At 42.0% G+C, this 17,233-nt stretch carries 11 protein-coding genes; 3 read left to right on the top strand and 8 right to left on the bottom strand.

Going from position 1 to position 17,233, the window contains the following annotated elements; all coding sequences use genetic code 11:
• The first annotated feature begins 1,162 nt into the window (after positions 1–1,162).
• A complete protein-coding gene (locus On2M_RS12580) occupies positions 1,163–1,750 on the top strand; it encodes a response regulator transcription factor (RefSeq protein WP_210904908.1) in 588 nt (195 codons plus the stop codon).
• A gap of 1,102 nt (positions 1,751–2,852) precedes the next feature.
• Here the strand turns inward: On2M_RS12580 and On2M_RS12585 are convergent.
• The gene (locus On2M_RS12585; protein WP_151217962.1) at positions 2,853–3,431 is read right to left on the bottom strand and encodes an HD domain-containing protein; all 579 of its coding nucleotides are present in this window, start codon (positions 3,429–3,431) and stop codon (positions 2,853–2,855) included.
• Positions 3,432–3,793: 362 nt separating this feature from the next.
• Here On2M_RS12585 and On2M_RS12590 point away from each other — a divergent pair, with 362 nt between their 5' ends.
• Positions 3,794–4,729 (top strand): LysR family transcriptional regulator, encoded by a 936-nt coding sequence (locus On2M_RS12590; protein ID WP_151217963.1) that lies wholly within the window; start codon positions 3,794–3,796, stop codon positions 4,727–4,729.
• A gap of 360 nt (positions 4,730–5,089) precedes the next feature.
• Here the strand turns inward: On2M_RS12590 and On2M_RS12595 are convergent, their stop codons facing one another.
• The 7 genes from On2M_RS12595 to On2M_RS12625 all read right to left on the bottom strand — a co-directional run bounded on the left by On2M_RS12595 (position 5,090) and on the right by On2M_RS12625 (position 12,764).
• Positions 5,090–5,752 carry an EAL domain-containing protein gene (locus tag On2M_RS12595; RefSeq protein WP_210904909.1) on the bottom strand — a complete coding sequence of 221 codons (663 nt, stop codon included), beginning with the start codon at positions 5,750–5,752 and terminating at the stop codon, positions 5,090–5,092.
• Positions 5,753–5,785: 33 nt separating this feature from the next.
• On the bottom strand, positions 5,786–6,505 hold the full coding sequence (locus tag On2M_RS12600) for a molecular chaperone (RefSeq protein WP_187259697.1): 720 nt from the start codon (positions 6,503–6,505) through the stop codon (positions 5,786–5,788).
• Complete coding sequence (locus On2M_RS12605; protein ID WP_210904910.1) at positions 6,505–7,851, bottom strand: fimbrial protein; 1,347 nt, start codon at positions 7,849–7,851, stop codon at positions 6,505–6,507. The genes On2M_RS12600 and On2M_RS12605 overlap by 1 nt, the downstream gene beginning before the upstream one ends.
• 13 nt (positions 7,852–7,864) lie before the next feature.
• Complete coding sequence (locus tag On2M_RS12610) at positions 7,865–10,597, bottom strand: fimbria/pilus outer membrane usher protein (RefSeq protein ID WP_348772785.1); 2,733 nt, start codon at positions 10,595–10,597, stop codon at positions 7,865–7,867.
• Complete coding sequence (locus On2M_RS12615) at positions 10,551–11,282, bottom strand: molecular chaperone (RefSeq protein ID WP_247604983.1); 732 nt, start codon at positions 11,280–11,282, stop codon at positions 10,551–10,553. The genes On2M_RS12610 and On2M_RS12615 overlap by 47 nt, the downstream gene beginning before the upstream one ends.
• 53 nt (positions 11,283–11,335) lie before the next feature.
• Positions 11,336–11,860, bottom strand: a complete 525-nt coding sequence (locus On2M_RS12620) for a fimbrial protein (RefSeq protein ID WP_210904912.1) — start codon at positions 11,858–11,860, stop codon at positions 11,336–11,338.
• A 211-nt stretch (positions 11,861–12,071) separates the two neighbouring features.
• The gene (locus tag On2M_RS12625) at positions 12,072–12,764 is read right to left on the bottom strand and encodes a LuxR C-terminal-related transcriptional regulator (RefSeq protein WP_151217968.1); all 693 of its coding nucleotides are present in this window, start codon (positions 12,762–12,764) and stop codon (positions 12,072–12,074) included.
• A 1,720-nt stretch (positions 12,765–14,484) separates the two neighbouring features.
• On the opposite strand from On2M_RS12625, the gene On2M_RS12630 reads away from it, so the two are divergent.
• A complete protein-coding gene (locus tag On2M_RS12630; protein WP_247604984.1) occupies positions 14,485–17,160 on the top strand; it encodes an autotransporter outer membrane beta-barrel domain-containing protein in 2,676 nt (891 codons plus the stop codon).
• Positions 17,161–17,233 lie beyond the last annotated feature (73 nt).

Raw genomic sequence — 17,233 nt, forward strand, 5'->3', positions numbered from 1 at the left:
CGATACCCACCCCTGACACACATTGAGCAGTGCTGGAGTATGGATTTTGTGTCGGATAGTCTGGTTAACGGAAACCGTTTCCATGCACTGACTGTAGAGAATAATTTTAATCAGAAATGTCAGGCGTTCCATGCCAAAATATCATTGAAGACTGAGGACGTTGTCAGCGCAATAAAAGCGCTGAGAATGCAGGATAAGTGCCTGCTGGTATGTATTAAGACAGAAAACGGCAGCGAGTTTATCTCAGATCAGTCTGGATAAATGGGCATATGAACAATGTAATCACGATGTACTTTTCCTTCCTGAAAACTGACAGATAACCCGTTTGTAAAGTATCTGAAAGGTAAAGTGCCTTGATTTATCACCAGACTGATTCTGCAATCAAACTATCTATAGAAGGTGGTTATTTAACATGAGTCACAAAACGAAACGTTTAAATATTTTGGTGATACAAAATGAGATTTTGCCTAGTTTAAATGTGATGAATCTTATATATTCATAAATAATTTAAAGGATATAATTCCAACACAAAACTTAATGATAATACGAGCCATTGATGGCGAGGAAAAATTTATAATATTTTAATATTGGTCTCGTTGTTTATCACTGTGATGATCACTGAAGATAAAATCATTGCGACACTTTTTTTATATTCAATCCGGGCATCGCGGACACCAGGGAAAAGTCTATTTCGATTATATAGAGTCGGGGTTGGAGGTCGTTAGAATAATTGTTTTTCATATTTATATGTCGTTTTTAATTGATGGCATTTAAGTTCCCCGAAATAACTTTGCAATTTAATCAATAAGTCAATATTTACATTGGCAGCATCAGCGTGCTACACGTTTTATCATTGTCTTTTTTTACCTGCTGATTATTGGATTTTTAAAAAAGATCTGACACCTTGACTGATTACAGAAAATCATGAGATTTTGGTACTTACATTACAAATTTAATACTATTTAAAATAATCATGATCCTGACAGTGGTAGAGTCGTTAACTCTGAAAATGTTCTAGTAATGTGAAATATATATACTCCTGCCACAATGTTGCAACGACTACAGTGATTGACTGCCAAAGTAGAACGCGTGATGAAATGGTATGACAACACGAAATAGTGCTGGAGAACATGACAAAGGATACAGACGCAAGGGTAAGCCGATGACAAAGATAGTCCCAAACACATTTTGTTTGTACAGCAATATCACGTTCAGCGCCCTGGTGGATGAACTGAATGATGAGTTCAGGCGTTTACAGCCAGGGCGGGACACTATGTGTGTGATGTTCACGGACGGGGATGCGGCTACACCACTACGAGTCAATCCTGCCTGCCGGAAAACGTTTTTTATTGTATCATTGGTCCGGTCGGTTTTAGACGTGTCGCCCAGTATACATGCTGGTGCGGACCTGGTCGTCAGTAAAAAAATACAACCAGCAGCGTTAAAACAGCAGATGTTGCGGGCACTGAGAGCTCGTGAGACAAACCGTTTTCGTCCTGCTAAAGAATGGAAACGAAAATGCGCTTCCATTACTGAACAGCAGGTTCTGGCGTTGCTTCTGCATGGCTATCCTACATCGCAGGTAGCTGAAAGGATGAATCTGACGGTGCAGGCTGTTAGCCGTTATCGGATATTGGCTGTGAAGCGTGCTGGGCTCAGGAACTTTAACGAACTGGTGCTGGACCACATAAAATACAACAGAGTACTGCCAGCTCTGTCTGGGAAAGGGAGCCGTGTATCAGCGAAATGAAATCATGTGACTGTAGTGACTTGTACTGGTACCTGCCACGTGTAAAGCAACGTTATATACTGTGTGTAAAAATCATAATTAATGAAATCATATTATAACCAATAGTATTAAGTGTAGTTGCGACTTTATGCCCAATAGGATGCCATTATTCAATAAGTCATCTAACTGAATCTGACAATATGATCCCCGTATGGCTAACGCTTCTAAAATCAGTGATAGCAATAACTATACCTTTAACAAAAATACAGATATTAACTAAATCGATTTTAGGACGTTATTACGACTAAGAAATTTCGTTAATAGCTGTCGTGAAGATAAATCAATATCCGAAACTAAGTTATTGAATAGTTGCTTTTTGTGGTTTATTTATTAAATAGTAGAGAATAATGATTTTCTTATTACACTTTAACCCTAATCAAGGCCAGTGCTTCATAATGGAATGATTTATTTAATTAGCGACGCCCGAAAAGGATGCCATGAGCCTAGCAATCAAAATTATCCTGATTATTTTAGTTTTGTTTTTTTGTTTTCGTGAATATGCTGCGATGTCTAAGAAGTCATGTGAATGGAAGTTGAGAATGAAAGATGAATGGTTAAATGAGATAGTCTGGATGGTGTGTCTCATTCTATGCCTTTTGTTTTTTTGGGGAATGCTTTATGTTTCCTCAATGGTGATATATGAATTGGTTATTAATGGTGGGAAGTTTCATTTTCGATACGGCAATAATCTATTGCCTCCCAGTACTTATTGTCTTTTATTTATATAAGAACACAATATAGTGTTCAAAAGAGTATTGCACGGACGCATGCTACCACTGCACATCCCGGCGCGCGAATGTCATTCCAGCGTTCATTTTAATGGGGGCTGTGAGATATCTTTTTTGGGCTAGATTTGATGCACTTGTTGGAACTAAAGTTGCGTACATTACTCCTTGATTAAGGAGCGCTTTACTACCGCCCGGTTGAATTCTGCAATTTTGTGCAGATACCCCTCGGACTGTTCATGAGAAAAGACTTTATATTTCGAACCAGGTTGGATTGGATAAAGTGAAAACGACTGGCCTGCCAATGATGGCATCTCGCGCAGCCGCCTTCAGGAAGATCACTGTTGTGCGCGCCCGGTAATTTTTTGGCGCGTATCCTCATTGAGAATTTCGCGCAGCTGCATGAACAAGGGATGCGTGCTGGTGTACTCCTGACCATAAGTAAGATTAAATGCATAATTGAAGTCTGGCGGATTAATCCCCTGGTTGTGCTGGAGGATCGTTTCGAGTTTGTCGAGTGCCTTGACGGCTCTGGCTTCCGGTGAAGCGGCACATTCGTATTCCTGCCAGAGTGACAGAATTTCCTCCCGTTGCTTTTCACCAAGCGCACGAGTGAGATGCAACAGCGCGTCTTTCTCCTGTTCTCCCTTATCCGGGTGCAGATCCCGCTCGACAGCGGGAATATCACCATGGATTGCTTCTCCCAGATCGTGAACGAGACACATCTTGAGAACTCTGAGCATATCTACCCCTGCTAATTCATCCTCAAAGATCATGGCCATCAGGCTCAGGCGCCACGAGTGCTCGGCCGTGCTCTCCGTTCTACCGGTAGAGGTATGCGCACTACGAAGCACACTTTTGAGTTTTTCTGCCTCCTGAAGGAAGCTCAAACGCTCTTTAATTTTTACAATATCCATGTCTTGCCCTTACCGGTCGTTGAGGATAGATATTCTATAGCCAGAGTGTTCCCGCGTGAAACAACTTGTCATGTTCGAGAGAAGCACAGATGAATGACATATAGCGACCGCTTTGGGTGAGAAACTGACATTGTAGTGGCCTATCTTTCCTGTTTTTTTGCTCTGGTTCTTGCTCTAAGGAGAGATTGTAGTGTCGTTTGTACATCAGAATCGGATATCATTATCTACTATTCAGGGCGCTTTGGCTGAGTTTGAGAGTTCATCCCCTCAATAAAGACTGCTTTTGAGGGCTAAAATAAATTACAATGTTCGATTGTTGAAATGTTGAGTTAATTAAAAGTATACTTTACTTGTGGGGTCATATGTATCGTAGCGGCTTTCCAAAAACACTGAGGTATAATAGCGACTTGCTGATTGTGTTATATCTCCTTTTAAAGTTGAAGAATGTAAAGGCGGTAGCGGCTCAACTTCACCTTACCCCACCAGCAGTCAGTCAGAAATTATCACGACTAAGGGAAATCTTTAACGATCCTTTGTTGGTACGAAGTAAAAAAGGGATGATTTTAACAACCCTAAGTGAAGTTCTTCTTCCAAGTCTTGAAAGTATTGTGCTGAAAATTGAAAGTTTCTACAACATCAGCGAATACTACAACAATACAATTATTCCATTAAAAAGAGAGTATGTGCTATCGGTTAATGCGGATACTCATTTTTACGAGGATATTGGGTTTCTTGATGCCTGTGTGCAAGAATCAGGTGGCGATCTCGATGTCTCTTTCTCTATCTTATTGAGGGATGATAATTCCATTCATGATTTACTTTCAGCGAAACTTGATTTTTATTTTGGCAATGTGAATGTATTGGAAGATAATTTAACGCGTATAAAGGTAAGCGACCTGGAATACTCATTCGCGGTAGGGAAGCATCATCCTCTTGCAGGGAAGAAAATAAAACTATCGTCAATTGATGAATTAAATGAGTTTAAATACATAGCCTTGTTAAGTTTACCGGAAAAACTAGAGGAAAAGTATAATGATGTTTTTGGTCGTGAGCCATTTAGACCCTTCATCAAAATACAATCAATCAGAACGATTGCTGACTTTTTGAATCGAAGTGATTACTTTTCTTTTTTAACCGTCCGTTCAATAAATAAGCTGGGATTATCACGCGTTTATGTCGGCACTGAAAGTATATTCTTACAGCAATATTTGTACTGGCATAAAAATATGGAAAATGATAGCTTTCATAGATATTTGAGAAATTCTTTTATTGAAACTTTATCAAAGAAAGATGTATGACATTAACTACGTAATGTCGGCAAGGGGGACAGGTGAATACGCACAATGTGTCGGTTGAATATTTTTCCGGCCAGATACCTATCCTTCGATTGTCCCGGTCATAACAGCCGTGGTCGTGCCGCGAACGTTGGCTCCTCCGTTCGGTTATCTATTCTTTTACACCCGGTTTACGGACCTCATACGCCTGAGTTAGCTAAAGCGCGCGAGAGCAGTAACCCATCGATATCTGTCATCTCCTTTAAGGTTCTGACCATGGTAATAAATTTGAGCAGAAAATAAACGCAGGGGAAAACCTCAAAAGACGATCTTGTTCATCAGATTCAACAAATTAGAGGTATTGCCTATCTCGATTTGTGAAGATTACGGATAACAATACGTAAATAAATAAGGATGTTGTATATGAATTTCAGGCCATAAGAATCCTTGTAGAAAATTTGCTCCGCAACGAGTTGCGACTCTCTGTTGCTGGATATTTTCAATACCTTCTACTGTTACATTTTGAGTTAGCGTATGGCAATCGTATATAAATTGCCGTAAGTGTTCGGGCGTTTCGCTGAGAGTCCAGAACGCATGTTTATCGATTTTAATCCCATCAAATTTAAAAAGAAGTGAAGAAACGTCATCAAATAACGCTGGCGCAATGTCATCCAGCCAGATGGGGATATCGTTAGCACGAATCAGGTTTAGGTTGTGATTTAACACACGTGCCGCCGAGGGAGAAAGGCGACTAATATTTTCCGGATCCTGTAGTTCAATAATTATGTTGTTATGTAGTTCTGGCAGAAGCTGTTCTATAGCAAACATATCGCTTAATAAGGCAACGGGTAAGTTTAAATAATAACGAGAATAATCATTTCGCTGTTTGATTATATTTAACTGCTGTACCAATAGGGTTTGATGTGAGGCGGCACTCAGCGACGAAAAAAATGTCTCGCAATCCTGGGCAGGTAAAGGACCACTCAGGACTTCATAACCGTGAATTATCCGTTTTGTGACAGAATAAATTGGTTGTAAACGTAGCATTACGTGCATCATGTTCTCTTATCAGCAGCGCACTTAAAAGCTGCGGTTGCCTTTAACGATATTGCCATCATCATCAATCAATTCAAATGTAGCTCGCTTTGGCTCACCTAAGGAAACAATATCTGCATTGATTATTTTGGCGCTAAAGGGTGATAGCATTCCCGGATCAATTGTTTGCATGCTCTTTTCTCCTACCAGACTTAATGAGCGATAGGTTGCAAAATATGGCGTTGGATTACTTATCTTTATTGCCAGTCTACCCGGCATTCTTTGTGGCTCTATCTTTTGTTCTTCAACGACTTTATCTGGTGAAGGAGACAAGTTTTCCGGGCGGAAAAACAGTTTAAGCTGCAAACGAACCGCAACTTTTACCGCTGATAAACTGGCTGGTAGTTTCGTCTCTACTGGCGAGATTTCATACATATTCAGCCAGTATAATGATTCGCGATCGGTTGCCTGAGGTATGTGAGTGGCCAGTAGTCGGAGATTTTTTTTCTCTTGTGGTTCCAGACGAAAAACGGCAGGTAAAGGAATTACTGGAACGTTGTCTACCGTTTCCGGCGTATTTTTCAAGTCACCATTATCCACCCACGTTTGTACGATCACCGGATAACTATTATTGTTAGCCAGCAGTAACGAGCGTTCTCGATCGGACGCTGAAAACACCACTCGAGAGGACTCGATGGTCATCCCTGCCTGACAGACATTGCCGAGTAACAGGAGATGCAGAAGATATATTCTTAGCTTTTTCATTATTGTACCTGGATGATCACCTGTGCTGTTGCATTAAACTTACCCGGCGTAATGGTTTTCCCCGGTAAAGCCTTAAACGTGGCGTTTATTGTTTTTGTGTAGGTTGTAACTCCATTCACCACTGAACCTGCGGAAGCATCATCCAGCACCGGATACCATCCGACCGCATTGCCACCTAATACCGCTCCGCTGAGCGTGCTGAGGAGATTCAGCGGCGAGCCGTTGGCTCGGGTAAACTGGATGCCCACACCGGTAGCGATATTTGGAGAAGAGTTGTAATTATCGGAAAGGAGATAACTGACGCCGGAACCTGCCGTACCGAAGCCTTCCGAAACAGCGGCAGCGGCGTTAGCTGGATTGACCAGAATTCCCATCGCGGTCTGATTTGCGGCAACACCGCTGACAAAGGCACCAACACCCGTATTGGCTGGACTTCCCGTTTGACAGTTAAAACGGATAGCTATAGGTTTCTGCCGTGTTACGCCCGACGAAAGTTCTGAAACAGAAATTGTCGGAAAAACGACAGTTGGCGTCACGTTTGTCACCGAACAGGTCGCTGAACGACGGATATATATACGGTTATACAAATTTACAGCGCCGGGCCAGGCATTATACCAACCACTATATTGTGAGTTTGAGTCGCTGCCGATGGTCAGACCGGATGAAAAGCCTCCTCCCTGGAATGCAATGTAGGTGGCTGGCTGTGAATGTGGGTAAATACCTGTAAATACCGCTCCCGCGCTTCTGTCGAGTCGAAAGAGCTCAATCCTGGTGTCACTGAAGTCTTTGGCTTTTACCAAAATCCAGCCCAAAGAATCACGATCGAGATTAGTTAGCGGTCTGGATTTCCAGTAACGGCTGTAATATTCACCGGTCACCATATTGGTTGCACGTAGTGCCATTCCGCTGGCATAGGTTTGATAGCTTTCCGGTAACCCGTTGCTTGCACCGACTTCGACTTGTCCACCATATGTTGAGTCACCGTTAGTGGCATAGTATTCATACAACTTGCCGTCTTCGCTGGCAGTACAACGAAATAGAATTTGGTCGCTGTTGTAGGACTGAGCGCCGGATTGCAAGACGTTGACAACGCCGGAAGCGATCAAAGTCCCATTTGGTTGAAAAGTACTGTTATTAATATTTATTACCGTGGGTAATGTCCCTGCAGAACCCGATGAATCGGTAGCTCCATCCCAGTTCGCCGCCGTGCCTTTTCCTGGCTCGGTGTAATAATTAGAGCTTGAGTTAGTATTAGTCGTAGTGATTCGATAGCAGGCGGCCCATGTAGGCTCAACCAGCAGCAACGCAAACAGCATCAGAAACGCCACAGATATTCTATTATTCATGATTTATTTCCCATCAGATACTGATGCATGGCAGGTCGAGTCTGTAAAGGGACTGCGATATATCGGTGTCCTGTAAGTCATACTTTAAGAGACATTGTTCGGATGGCGATTCACCCCATTTCACACGCAGCGTTCCTTTTTTCTTTGGTGCGCGGGCATACACCTGATTTCCCTGGCCGACGAGACCAATAACAGTGTCTTTACTGTCATAAACATCCGCCCCTAACGGGAGACTTCCTTCAGCTTTTCGCTGGATCTTGATTAACAGGGGATATCCGACCAATGTTCTGAAGCGCACCTTGACGACTGCTCCGGCATAAGGTGCTACGCGTTGCTGGTTTTCGGCCAACTCCGCGCTCTGGTTTTTTATACCTTTGGCGTCGAGGCCGATATCGTTGTACCGATAAGGCACCAACGAAGGGACAATGGCATATCCAAAGTTGTTAATTTTTGCCCCCATACCGTTTTGAACCTCTGCGCCATCTACACCTTCAGCTTCGATAACACCAAAAGTATCGCCAAGGTAGGGACCAAGTGTAACGCCACCAGAATGGGCAACCAGAGCACCACGTAAGCTTGCCCCCCCTTGGGTGTAATCACGACTATGTGATGCGCTACCGTTAACTGTGACCCAAGGCAATTGTTGGGTGACGTTTGCGCCTACGGTAGTGCCGGTTCCTGCGTTGTCATAAGCCCCATTCACGGTGTAACTAAGTGCTTGATTTTCTCCCAGCGTCCCAGTGAGTGAACTTTGATAAAAGGTGCTGCTATCGTCTCCGGATTGGTGGCTTACGCCAGTGGTCAGAATAGGCGAACGAGAACCTTCACCAAACGGGACCGTGATTGAAAACATCAGGGTGTTTTGCGTACGACCAGAATAACCAGAAGCATTATTGCTATAGCCTTGTGAAGACTGCACGCCATAACGAGTGCTGCCGGTTTGCTGCCTGCTCAACGAGAGGTTATAACTGACTGAACCCCAGCTATTGGAGTATCCCATCTGATACTGCGTGTCGCGGCTACGACGGTCACGATAATCGCTGGTTGAACCAGAAACGTAGAGTTGCCCGTAGCTGGATAGCCCCTGACTTATTGTCAGTACGAACTGATTTTTCTGTTGATAGGTGCTGGAATTCCATGTGCCGTTGCGATCGTGCGCATCGCGCAAACCTAGTACATCGCCGAGATCGCGGTAGCCATCGGTCGAGTATCGATAGCCCGCCAACGCGACAGTAGTTGCCGTCGGAGAAAATGTACGACTATAGGTGGCTCCCAGACGCCAGCCATTAAGGTTTTCACCCAGAATATCCGCTCGCGAATAAACGGCATTCAAACCCAGCGCCCCTAACTGATTAGTGAAGACAAAACCGCCCAGCAAAGACTGATACCCCTGCGAAATTCGTACACCACTATTCGCCGTTATGGCATTGCTTAAGCCAGTTTGCCACGTCAGATCGGTGAAATTTGCGTCACTGTCGCCAATGTCCCGTACCTGCCCGGCAGAGAAATTCACATGGGAACGTCCAGGCCGCATGGAGTTTGGCACGGCAGAAAATGGTACGGTAAATGACGAAATACGCCCATCGGCTTCCTGAATTTCAACAACTAAATCCCCTTCATAACTGGTGGGGTAAAGGTCATCAATGACAAATGCTCCCGGCGTCACGGTGGTTTGATAAATTTTATTGCCTGATTGAGACACAGTGACTTTTGCTGCAGTAGATGCAATACCGCGAATTGTTGGTGCATAGCCTCGTTGAGATTCCGGCAACATACGATCGTCCGTTTCCAACTGGAGTCCGCGAAATCCAATACTGCTAAACAGATTGCCAGAGGTATAACTGTCGCCCAGTGTCAGTTGACTGCGCAAGGCCATGATAGGTCTCTGAACATAAGTTCGTAGTGGTGTCCAGTGGTTGCTGCCTGGACCTGAATCGCTAGAATAACGGTTATAGTTTGCCTGGTGGCGGAATTGCCACAACCCCAGGTTTAACCCGGCGTTGAGGCCTAAATAAGTAGATTCTGACGTCTGACCAGACGTATCAGTGCGATAGTAGTTCGTATCATAATTCGCAAACGCGACTGTTTCTCCCGCAGACAAATCGCCTGCAGAAACTTTGCCACGAGGGGTACGCACCATGAGTGCCTGAGGAATAAATAAATCCAGTCGTAACCTCGCAAAGTCAAAATGGTTTGACGAATCTTTAATCTGACTTTCCAGCGTTGCACATTGCGCCGTATGATCTACTGGCGTAATACTCTGTGGGTCGACGCCACCTTTGGTTAACAGTTCTTGCGATAGGCAAGGAGATACCTTTCCCTGAGCATTGGGCGCAAAAACGAGCGATTCTCGGGAATAGAAATTACCGTTAATAAAAATATCGACCTGATACGTACCAGCGGCAACGCTATTTGCATGGTTAAACCGCGCAATGATCTGTTGGTCTTTTGCGTTACCAAGCAGCATGGCATCATCAAACTGATATTGGTTTTCAGCCTCCAGTTGAGTTTCGGAAAACGCAAAAGATGGACATAAAATTAGAGCGATGAGTAAGCATTTGATAGGAATTCTCCGCCCCGAAATAAGACGGAAATAAACCTGACTACTTGGTACATTGCTATGCAAAGTTTTAGCTTCTGGAATGTACAGCATCCATTCCTCCAGTAATTGAATAAACTCTGCACTCAGAGTTGAAAAGTTAGTTTTTGAGTGGAGCTTCAGCACTCGTATGACCACCGTAGTCATTCACCAAAGTAAATTTAACTTTCAACGGTTTTGAAGAAAGCCGGCTATTTTTAGCGACCCAAAGCATTTGAGTTTTGGGAGCAACCATACTGGCAGGAAAAGCAATTTTCTGTGTACCAGCAATAACGTCTGCACTAATGAAAGAGGCATAATAACCTGAATCATTAATCACGGTGAGCTGTACATTTCCACGTTCTTCTTTAACGGAAAAATGAATCTGATTCACCACGTCATCAACACTGCCAATGATCGTTTTTGGTCTGTAAAATATTTTATTTCTGTTTCTCAGAACGACGACCATTTGGTTTTGTGCTTTGGCCATATTCTTCGGTGGAATTTGCACAAAGTTAAGATAAAAAACAGATTCGCGATCTTGAGGTAGATTCTTTCCAGTAAAAAAAAGGCGCACCGATTGACCTGTTCTGGGTTCAATACGAAATAAAGCGGGCACCGCCATAAAAGGGCCATCGGCATTATCTGGGGTAGATGCTGGATTATTTTTATCTGACCAGATTTGCATTATATAGGGAATGTTATCATTATTAGTAAATTGTAAGGTTTCAGATTGAGCATCCCCTGGATAAATGACCCTGGTGTTGAGCATTACCACACTAGCCATTACTGGCGTGGTTACTGTTAAAACTAATGCAGCCCACAATAGCGCGTTGAGGATTTTTCTTGGCATTATAATTTCTCGTGTATAAATACCCCTTCCATAAACTGGAAGGGGATTGGTGCTTATTGGTAAGACACAGCGTACTGTACGCTTCCCAGAACTGAGCCAGCGGTAGCAACGCCTTCGGCATAGTATTCAACTGCAAAGTCATAGGATGCTGAAGTTGCGTTAGCTGCAAGGTTTAAGCCAGGAGAGCCAGTTTGACCTGTCAGATCTAACGGTGTAGTTGGGTTTGCAGGATCAACCAGTTGTAATGAAACATTCGTTGCGCTACCGGAGTTTCCCATACGACCATTACTGGTCAGGTTATTTCCGACAAATACCGTTTTGATCGCGGTTGCAGAGGTGGTAGCTGTACAACCACTCAGAGAAACAGCGAAAGGCGTTTGGCCCGCGGTCTGACCGGAAGCAGCCAGGGCAGATTTAGGCACCGTAGGCAAAAGAACCAGCGGTGAAGAGGCATTGCCGTTAATACTAACAACGCACGTTTGATCGGCTACTTCACCCTGAAAACGAATAGTGTTATCCGCCACTGCTGAAGCCGAGATAGCAACAGTACAAATGAGAGCTAGCGTCATTCTTTTCATATTTAATTTTCCTTATTTCTGAATCAAGCATATAACAATGTTATTTGCCAATATATAACTACACTTTTACGTCTCTCTCATTAATGCAATGTCTTAATTAAAAAGCCAGCAAAATCCGTTATTGAAATGGGTAACTGTATGTTTATTAAGGTGTTTAATGAAACTACATGATCAATATTTGTATTCGATATATTTTTAACTGCAACGCCTCCTATTCAATCAGGTTCTCACCAACAAGTATCTTATATAACTCACTAATTGACCTGACGTTAAATTTTGCATAAATATTAGAACGATGCGTCGATACCGTCTTTACGCTGATAAATAGTAAGTCGGAAATTTCTGAGCTACTTCTTCCTTTCATTATTAGCTTCAGGATTTCACTCTCTCGACTTGAAAGTGAAAGGTAATGAAGCGCATTCTTTTCTTTCCTTCTATAGCTTTCATTCGATTCTTTTGCTAACAATATGTTAAGTTCGTGATTTATAATGCTTGAGTAGATCTCTACTGGATCATTTCTTTTTAGTACAATATCGCAGAAGGTATTATAAAAATAAGCATTATGCTTATAGTCCCAGTGACTGCATATCGCCACAGTTTTTACAGTTCGATGAAGCTTTGCTATTTTCTCAATTACCCTAATTTTTTCCGAAAAAAAAACGGCATCAAAATCAAATATGATCAATGAACTGTTTTCATTTTTCAATAGGCTCCTGAAAACCTCATTCAGGTCTATGACATCTGTAAGAATAAAGTTTACCTTCTGATAAGTTGGAAGCTTCCTGATTTCTGATAGTAGATTACTCAGCGCAAATTTCAGGAGATTATCTTCACTAAACACGATGAAATTAATGTTCAAATTTGACAAATAATGCGTCCTATCACCAGTTATCGGTAATGTCATTAATATCCTCACTTTGTATATGTAATTATCTTATTTTGATTAAGTCTGCGTATATAAGAAAATACCCATTTGAACTAGGAATCATCTCATCCACCAGGATGAGATGTATAAAGTTCTTGTTATGTAGTCTATGTTGAGCCAGGAACCAGTAGGCTTTTATAAAATGGTTTTATCCTAAAATCAATGCAATGCTAAATCAGAGGCCTTTTGTATACTCCAGATAAACTCAGACAGAACCTATGCTATTTAATGATGAACATGCTCTTTAATGAGTATATTCTTTGTGACAGTTGTCGACTTTTTTCTGTAGCAGACGCCTATCTATGTTCCAGTATTCATCTCGTAACGCCCATTAAAACTCTTTGGTTCAGCGCCTCAACGGTTCTGCTAGTTGTCGGATAACCAAAAAACAACGCTATAACTACTGATTACCCAGATAATTCTTAATAGATTACCCACACTCAGGCCAGCCACTTAATATAATGATTGTTATTTAACACATTTATAACAAAATACTTCTAACTACGTTAGAAGAGGTTGCAACATTGACTAATAGCAGATGCTCTATTGCAAATTCTTTGTGGTGTGGTTCCATTTCCCCACGCCAGAGGAGCAGTTATATACGACGGCAATCGACGCATCTGTGTTCCTGTGTAATCGTCTTTACTTCGGTCTTTTCATGTCATCACTGTTTACATTATCTATAAAAAGTGACAGTTAGAGATAGTGCGTTTACGACAGAGATCATGGATATAAAATCCAATATTCGAATCTCGCGACGAATACTCATTCATATCGCACCGTGTTAACCAGTGGGAAGCTGGCTAACTATTGTTCTCATAACTCGTATTGCGCCTAATGTGTAACTATTTTGCTGTTAAGCCGCGAAGTACAAAAGTGTTAAATCCTAAATAATGCATAGAAATTTCGTTACGCAATAAATATTACATTTTAAATGAAGTTAGTGAAAGTTATTTTTTCTAACTGAGGGGATAAGGATTATTTATTTCATCATAATTTTTACTGTTATATTAATGAAAATGTTTTATAAGAAAATAACTTTTACAATGGTCTAACCACGTCATAAATTAACAATCTAAACTCCTCCTGAGTTTTTATTAAGTTCAGATAATATGGAAGAAACATTTACTCGGTGTCAACTTATCCAGTAATTCGCTCGAAAATTATCATTTGTATTTTTATAACAACCTTTCTGTGATTACATGTTCATTATCCAACATACTGAACTATAAGGTGACAATAATTATTACTGTGATGAGACAAGCTCAATACCAACCACGGGTTCATCTGTTACCGCCAACGTGCTCTGTGATCCTTCTCACGTAATGTAAATTTAGCTTCAGGCGCTCCAGTTACACTCATCCGATGCTTCAAAAAATATAATTTTTTTATAAGGTTAGACCGTTATATAAGAAAGCGCCCAGAACAAATGGGTGTTTTCTTATATATAAGACAATAACAATAAAAGATAATAACAAAAATAAAATAGGGATATTTAATAACGTTATTATAAACAATAACCGAAGACATAACTCATTGATATAAAAACTAACCTGGCATTTTTTTAAGAATAGCGCCATGAGACAGGATGCAGGCAATTCATATATCCGAAATATAGAAACCTTTTATTCATCAAATGGTGAATTTTAAGAGTTACATTTTTACAACATTTAATTCCTTCCGGGAGATGACTGAACATATGAACATTTCACGTATGCGCAACATTAACTCAGTAATATTTAATAAAAAACTGCTTGCCAGTTTGATTACTCTTTTTGTTAGTCCGGCCTATGCTGCAGGAGCATGTGACTATATCTCACCAGTGGCTCCTGTTCCTGGAGTAACCTGTTCATTAGTCGATGACTGGAGGAATATTAATATTAACAATGATATTCTTAAAAGTGATAACCTTGCCCCTGCTTATCATTTTGAGTCTTACCATGCCGATAACATTACTTACAAAACAGTTATTAATCTGGAAGATGGGAAAACAATTACGTCAGATGTTACAGGCATTATGGCTTTAGGGTTTCCTTTGGCGTCATATGACTCTCATGGAGAGCCATATGTAAATGCAGAGCAAATTGAAATTAATGTTTCAGGGAATATATATACTGGTAGATCCACCGATATTGATGGTTCTGCACCACAAGAACCAATTGTAGGGCCTTCTGGCTCTATGATCTTTGCCGAGAATAATATTCGAGAGACACAACATTCGGGTATTTATATGGCGGGGGCTTCTGGTATGCTCTTAGGTTTGGGTGTTGTACATCAGAACGTAGATAGTCAGATTATCAATAAAAGCGCCAGCAAGGATACTGCGGCTGTTTATATTAAGGCTCTCGAATCCCGCGTTACAACCTCCGGTATTATTCGTTCTCAGGTTGGCGATGCAGTACGACTACAAGATACAGGCCCCGTTTATAATTATAGCAGCGGGGGATATGTCATTCACGACCCAGAAAATATTTTTGACGTTAAACTTCAGGCTGGTAGCGTCGTTGAGGGGGGAGCTGAAGGGGCTGGTCTGAAAATTATCGGTGGCGCTACCTCTAATATTATTATTGATGCAGGTGCAACATTGGGGGCTCTATCAGACATTGCTATTAGCGCTGATGGTTATGAACATTATGGTTATAATGATTATGGTGAATTTGTATCGCGTCATTATACGGGCGCGGAGACAAACATCACGAATGCAGGAAGTCTGAATGGTGTTATTCAACTGACTAGCGGAAAAGATACCTTCATTAATGAAGTGACTGGTGTCTGGAATGTTAGAGAGTGGTCAGATTCTGATCGTGATGGCATCAGGGATACCATTGCACCTGTGGCAACAAGTGACTTTGGTGGTGGAACAACAGAGTTAATCAATCGTGGACAAATTATACTGGCGGCCAACAGTGATGGAACCCCTAACGATGCACTCTTTCAAAATCTGAATACATTTAAAAACCAGGGTCGATTGACATTGGCCAACGGTGTTGCAGGCGATCGGTTCATAATTGGAGGTGATTACATTGGCGATCAAGGTGTAATTGAACTTGATACTCATCTTGGAAGCGACGACTCTCCGTCAGACAGAGTGATTATTAATGGCTCGACATCAGGTCAAACCTATCTATCGGTTAATAATATTGGCGGGAAAGGTGCTCAGACAGTTGAAGGCATCAAGGTTATTGAAGTCCAGGGGGCCTCATTAGGTGAATTTGTACAGCAAGGCCGTATTGTCGGTGGTGCATACGAGTACTATCTGCATAAAAATGGTGTGAACGACCAAAATGGAGATTGGTACTTGCGATCGCAACTTCCTGCAATAATACCGCCGACTACGGACCCAGTACCACCTATTACTGACCCAGTACCGCCAACTACTGACCCAGTACCACTTACCCCTATTAACAGGCCCGAACCTGGCAGTTATATGTTTAATCATATGGCAACAAATACTCTCTTTTTGCTACGTCTACACGACCGCTCAGGGGAGACTCAATATACAGATATCCTGACAGGAGAGGACAAAGTAACCAGTTTGTGGTTACGCCAAACTGGTGGACACAACCGAGCCAGTGACAACAGCCAGCAGTTGAAAAATCAGGGGAATCGCTATGTCACTCAGATTGGGGGAGATATCGCTCAATGGAGTAGCGATGGCCTGGATCGCTGGCATCTCGGCCTGATGTCGGGATATGCGAGACAAAATAGCAATACAGTATCTGAATACTCTGAATATACATCCAGCGGCTCCGTTGAAGGGTACAGTGTGGGTCTTTACGGTACGTGGTATGCCAATAATAAGGATAAAACAGGTAGCTATATTGATACATGGGCACTTTATAACTGGTTTGATAACGAGGTTAAAGGTGAGCAACTCGCAACGGAAAAATACAAATCCCGTGGGATCACTGCCTCACTTGAAGCGGGCTATACTTACAAGCTAGGAGAAAGATACAGTAATGGTGATAAATACTTTCTTCAGCCCAAAATTCAGCTTGTGTGGATGAATGTCAGAGCTGACGAGCACACAGAGCGCAACGGTTCGCGAATCTCATTTGAAGGCGATGGTAATATTCAGAGCAGAGTTGGTGTCCGGGCTTATATCAATGGTCACAACACGATTGATAACGGGAAAGATCGCCAATTCCAGCCGTTTGTTGAAACGAACTGGATCCATAACACCCGAGCTTTTGGTGTAACTGTCAATAACGACTATAACAATATTGATGGAACTAAAAACATTGCTGAATTGAAGGTGGGGGTCGAAGGACAACTGTCCAAAAACGTGGATTTGTGGGGCAATGTGGCACAACAGCTGGGAGATAATGGTTACAGCGACACCCAGGCTATGTTGAGCCTTAAATACCGTTTCTGACCACAAAGGAAATCAGTCAAGCTTGTTATAGTTGACTGATTTCATGATTAACCTATTGATATTGCTACATGCA

The sequence above is a fragment of the Citrobacter sp. On2M genome, assembly GCF_018035235.1.
GTDB lineage: Bacteria > Pseudomonadota > Gammaproteobacteria > Enterobacterales > Enterobacteriaceae > Citrobacter > Citrobacter meridianamericanus.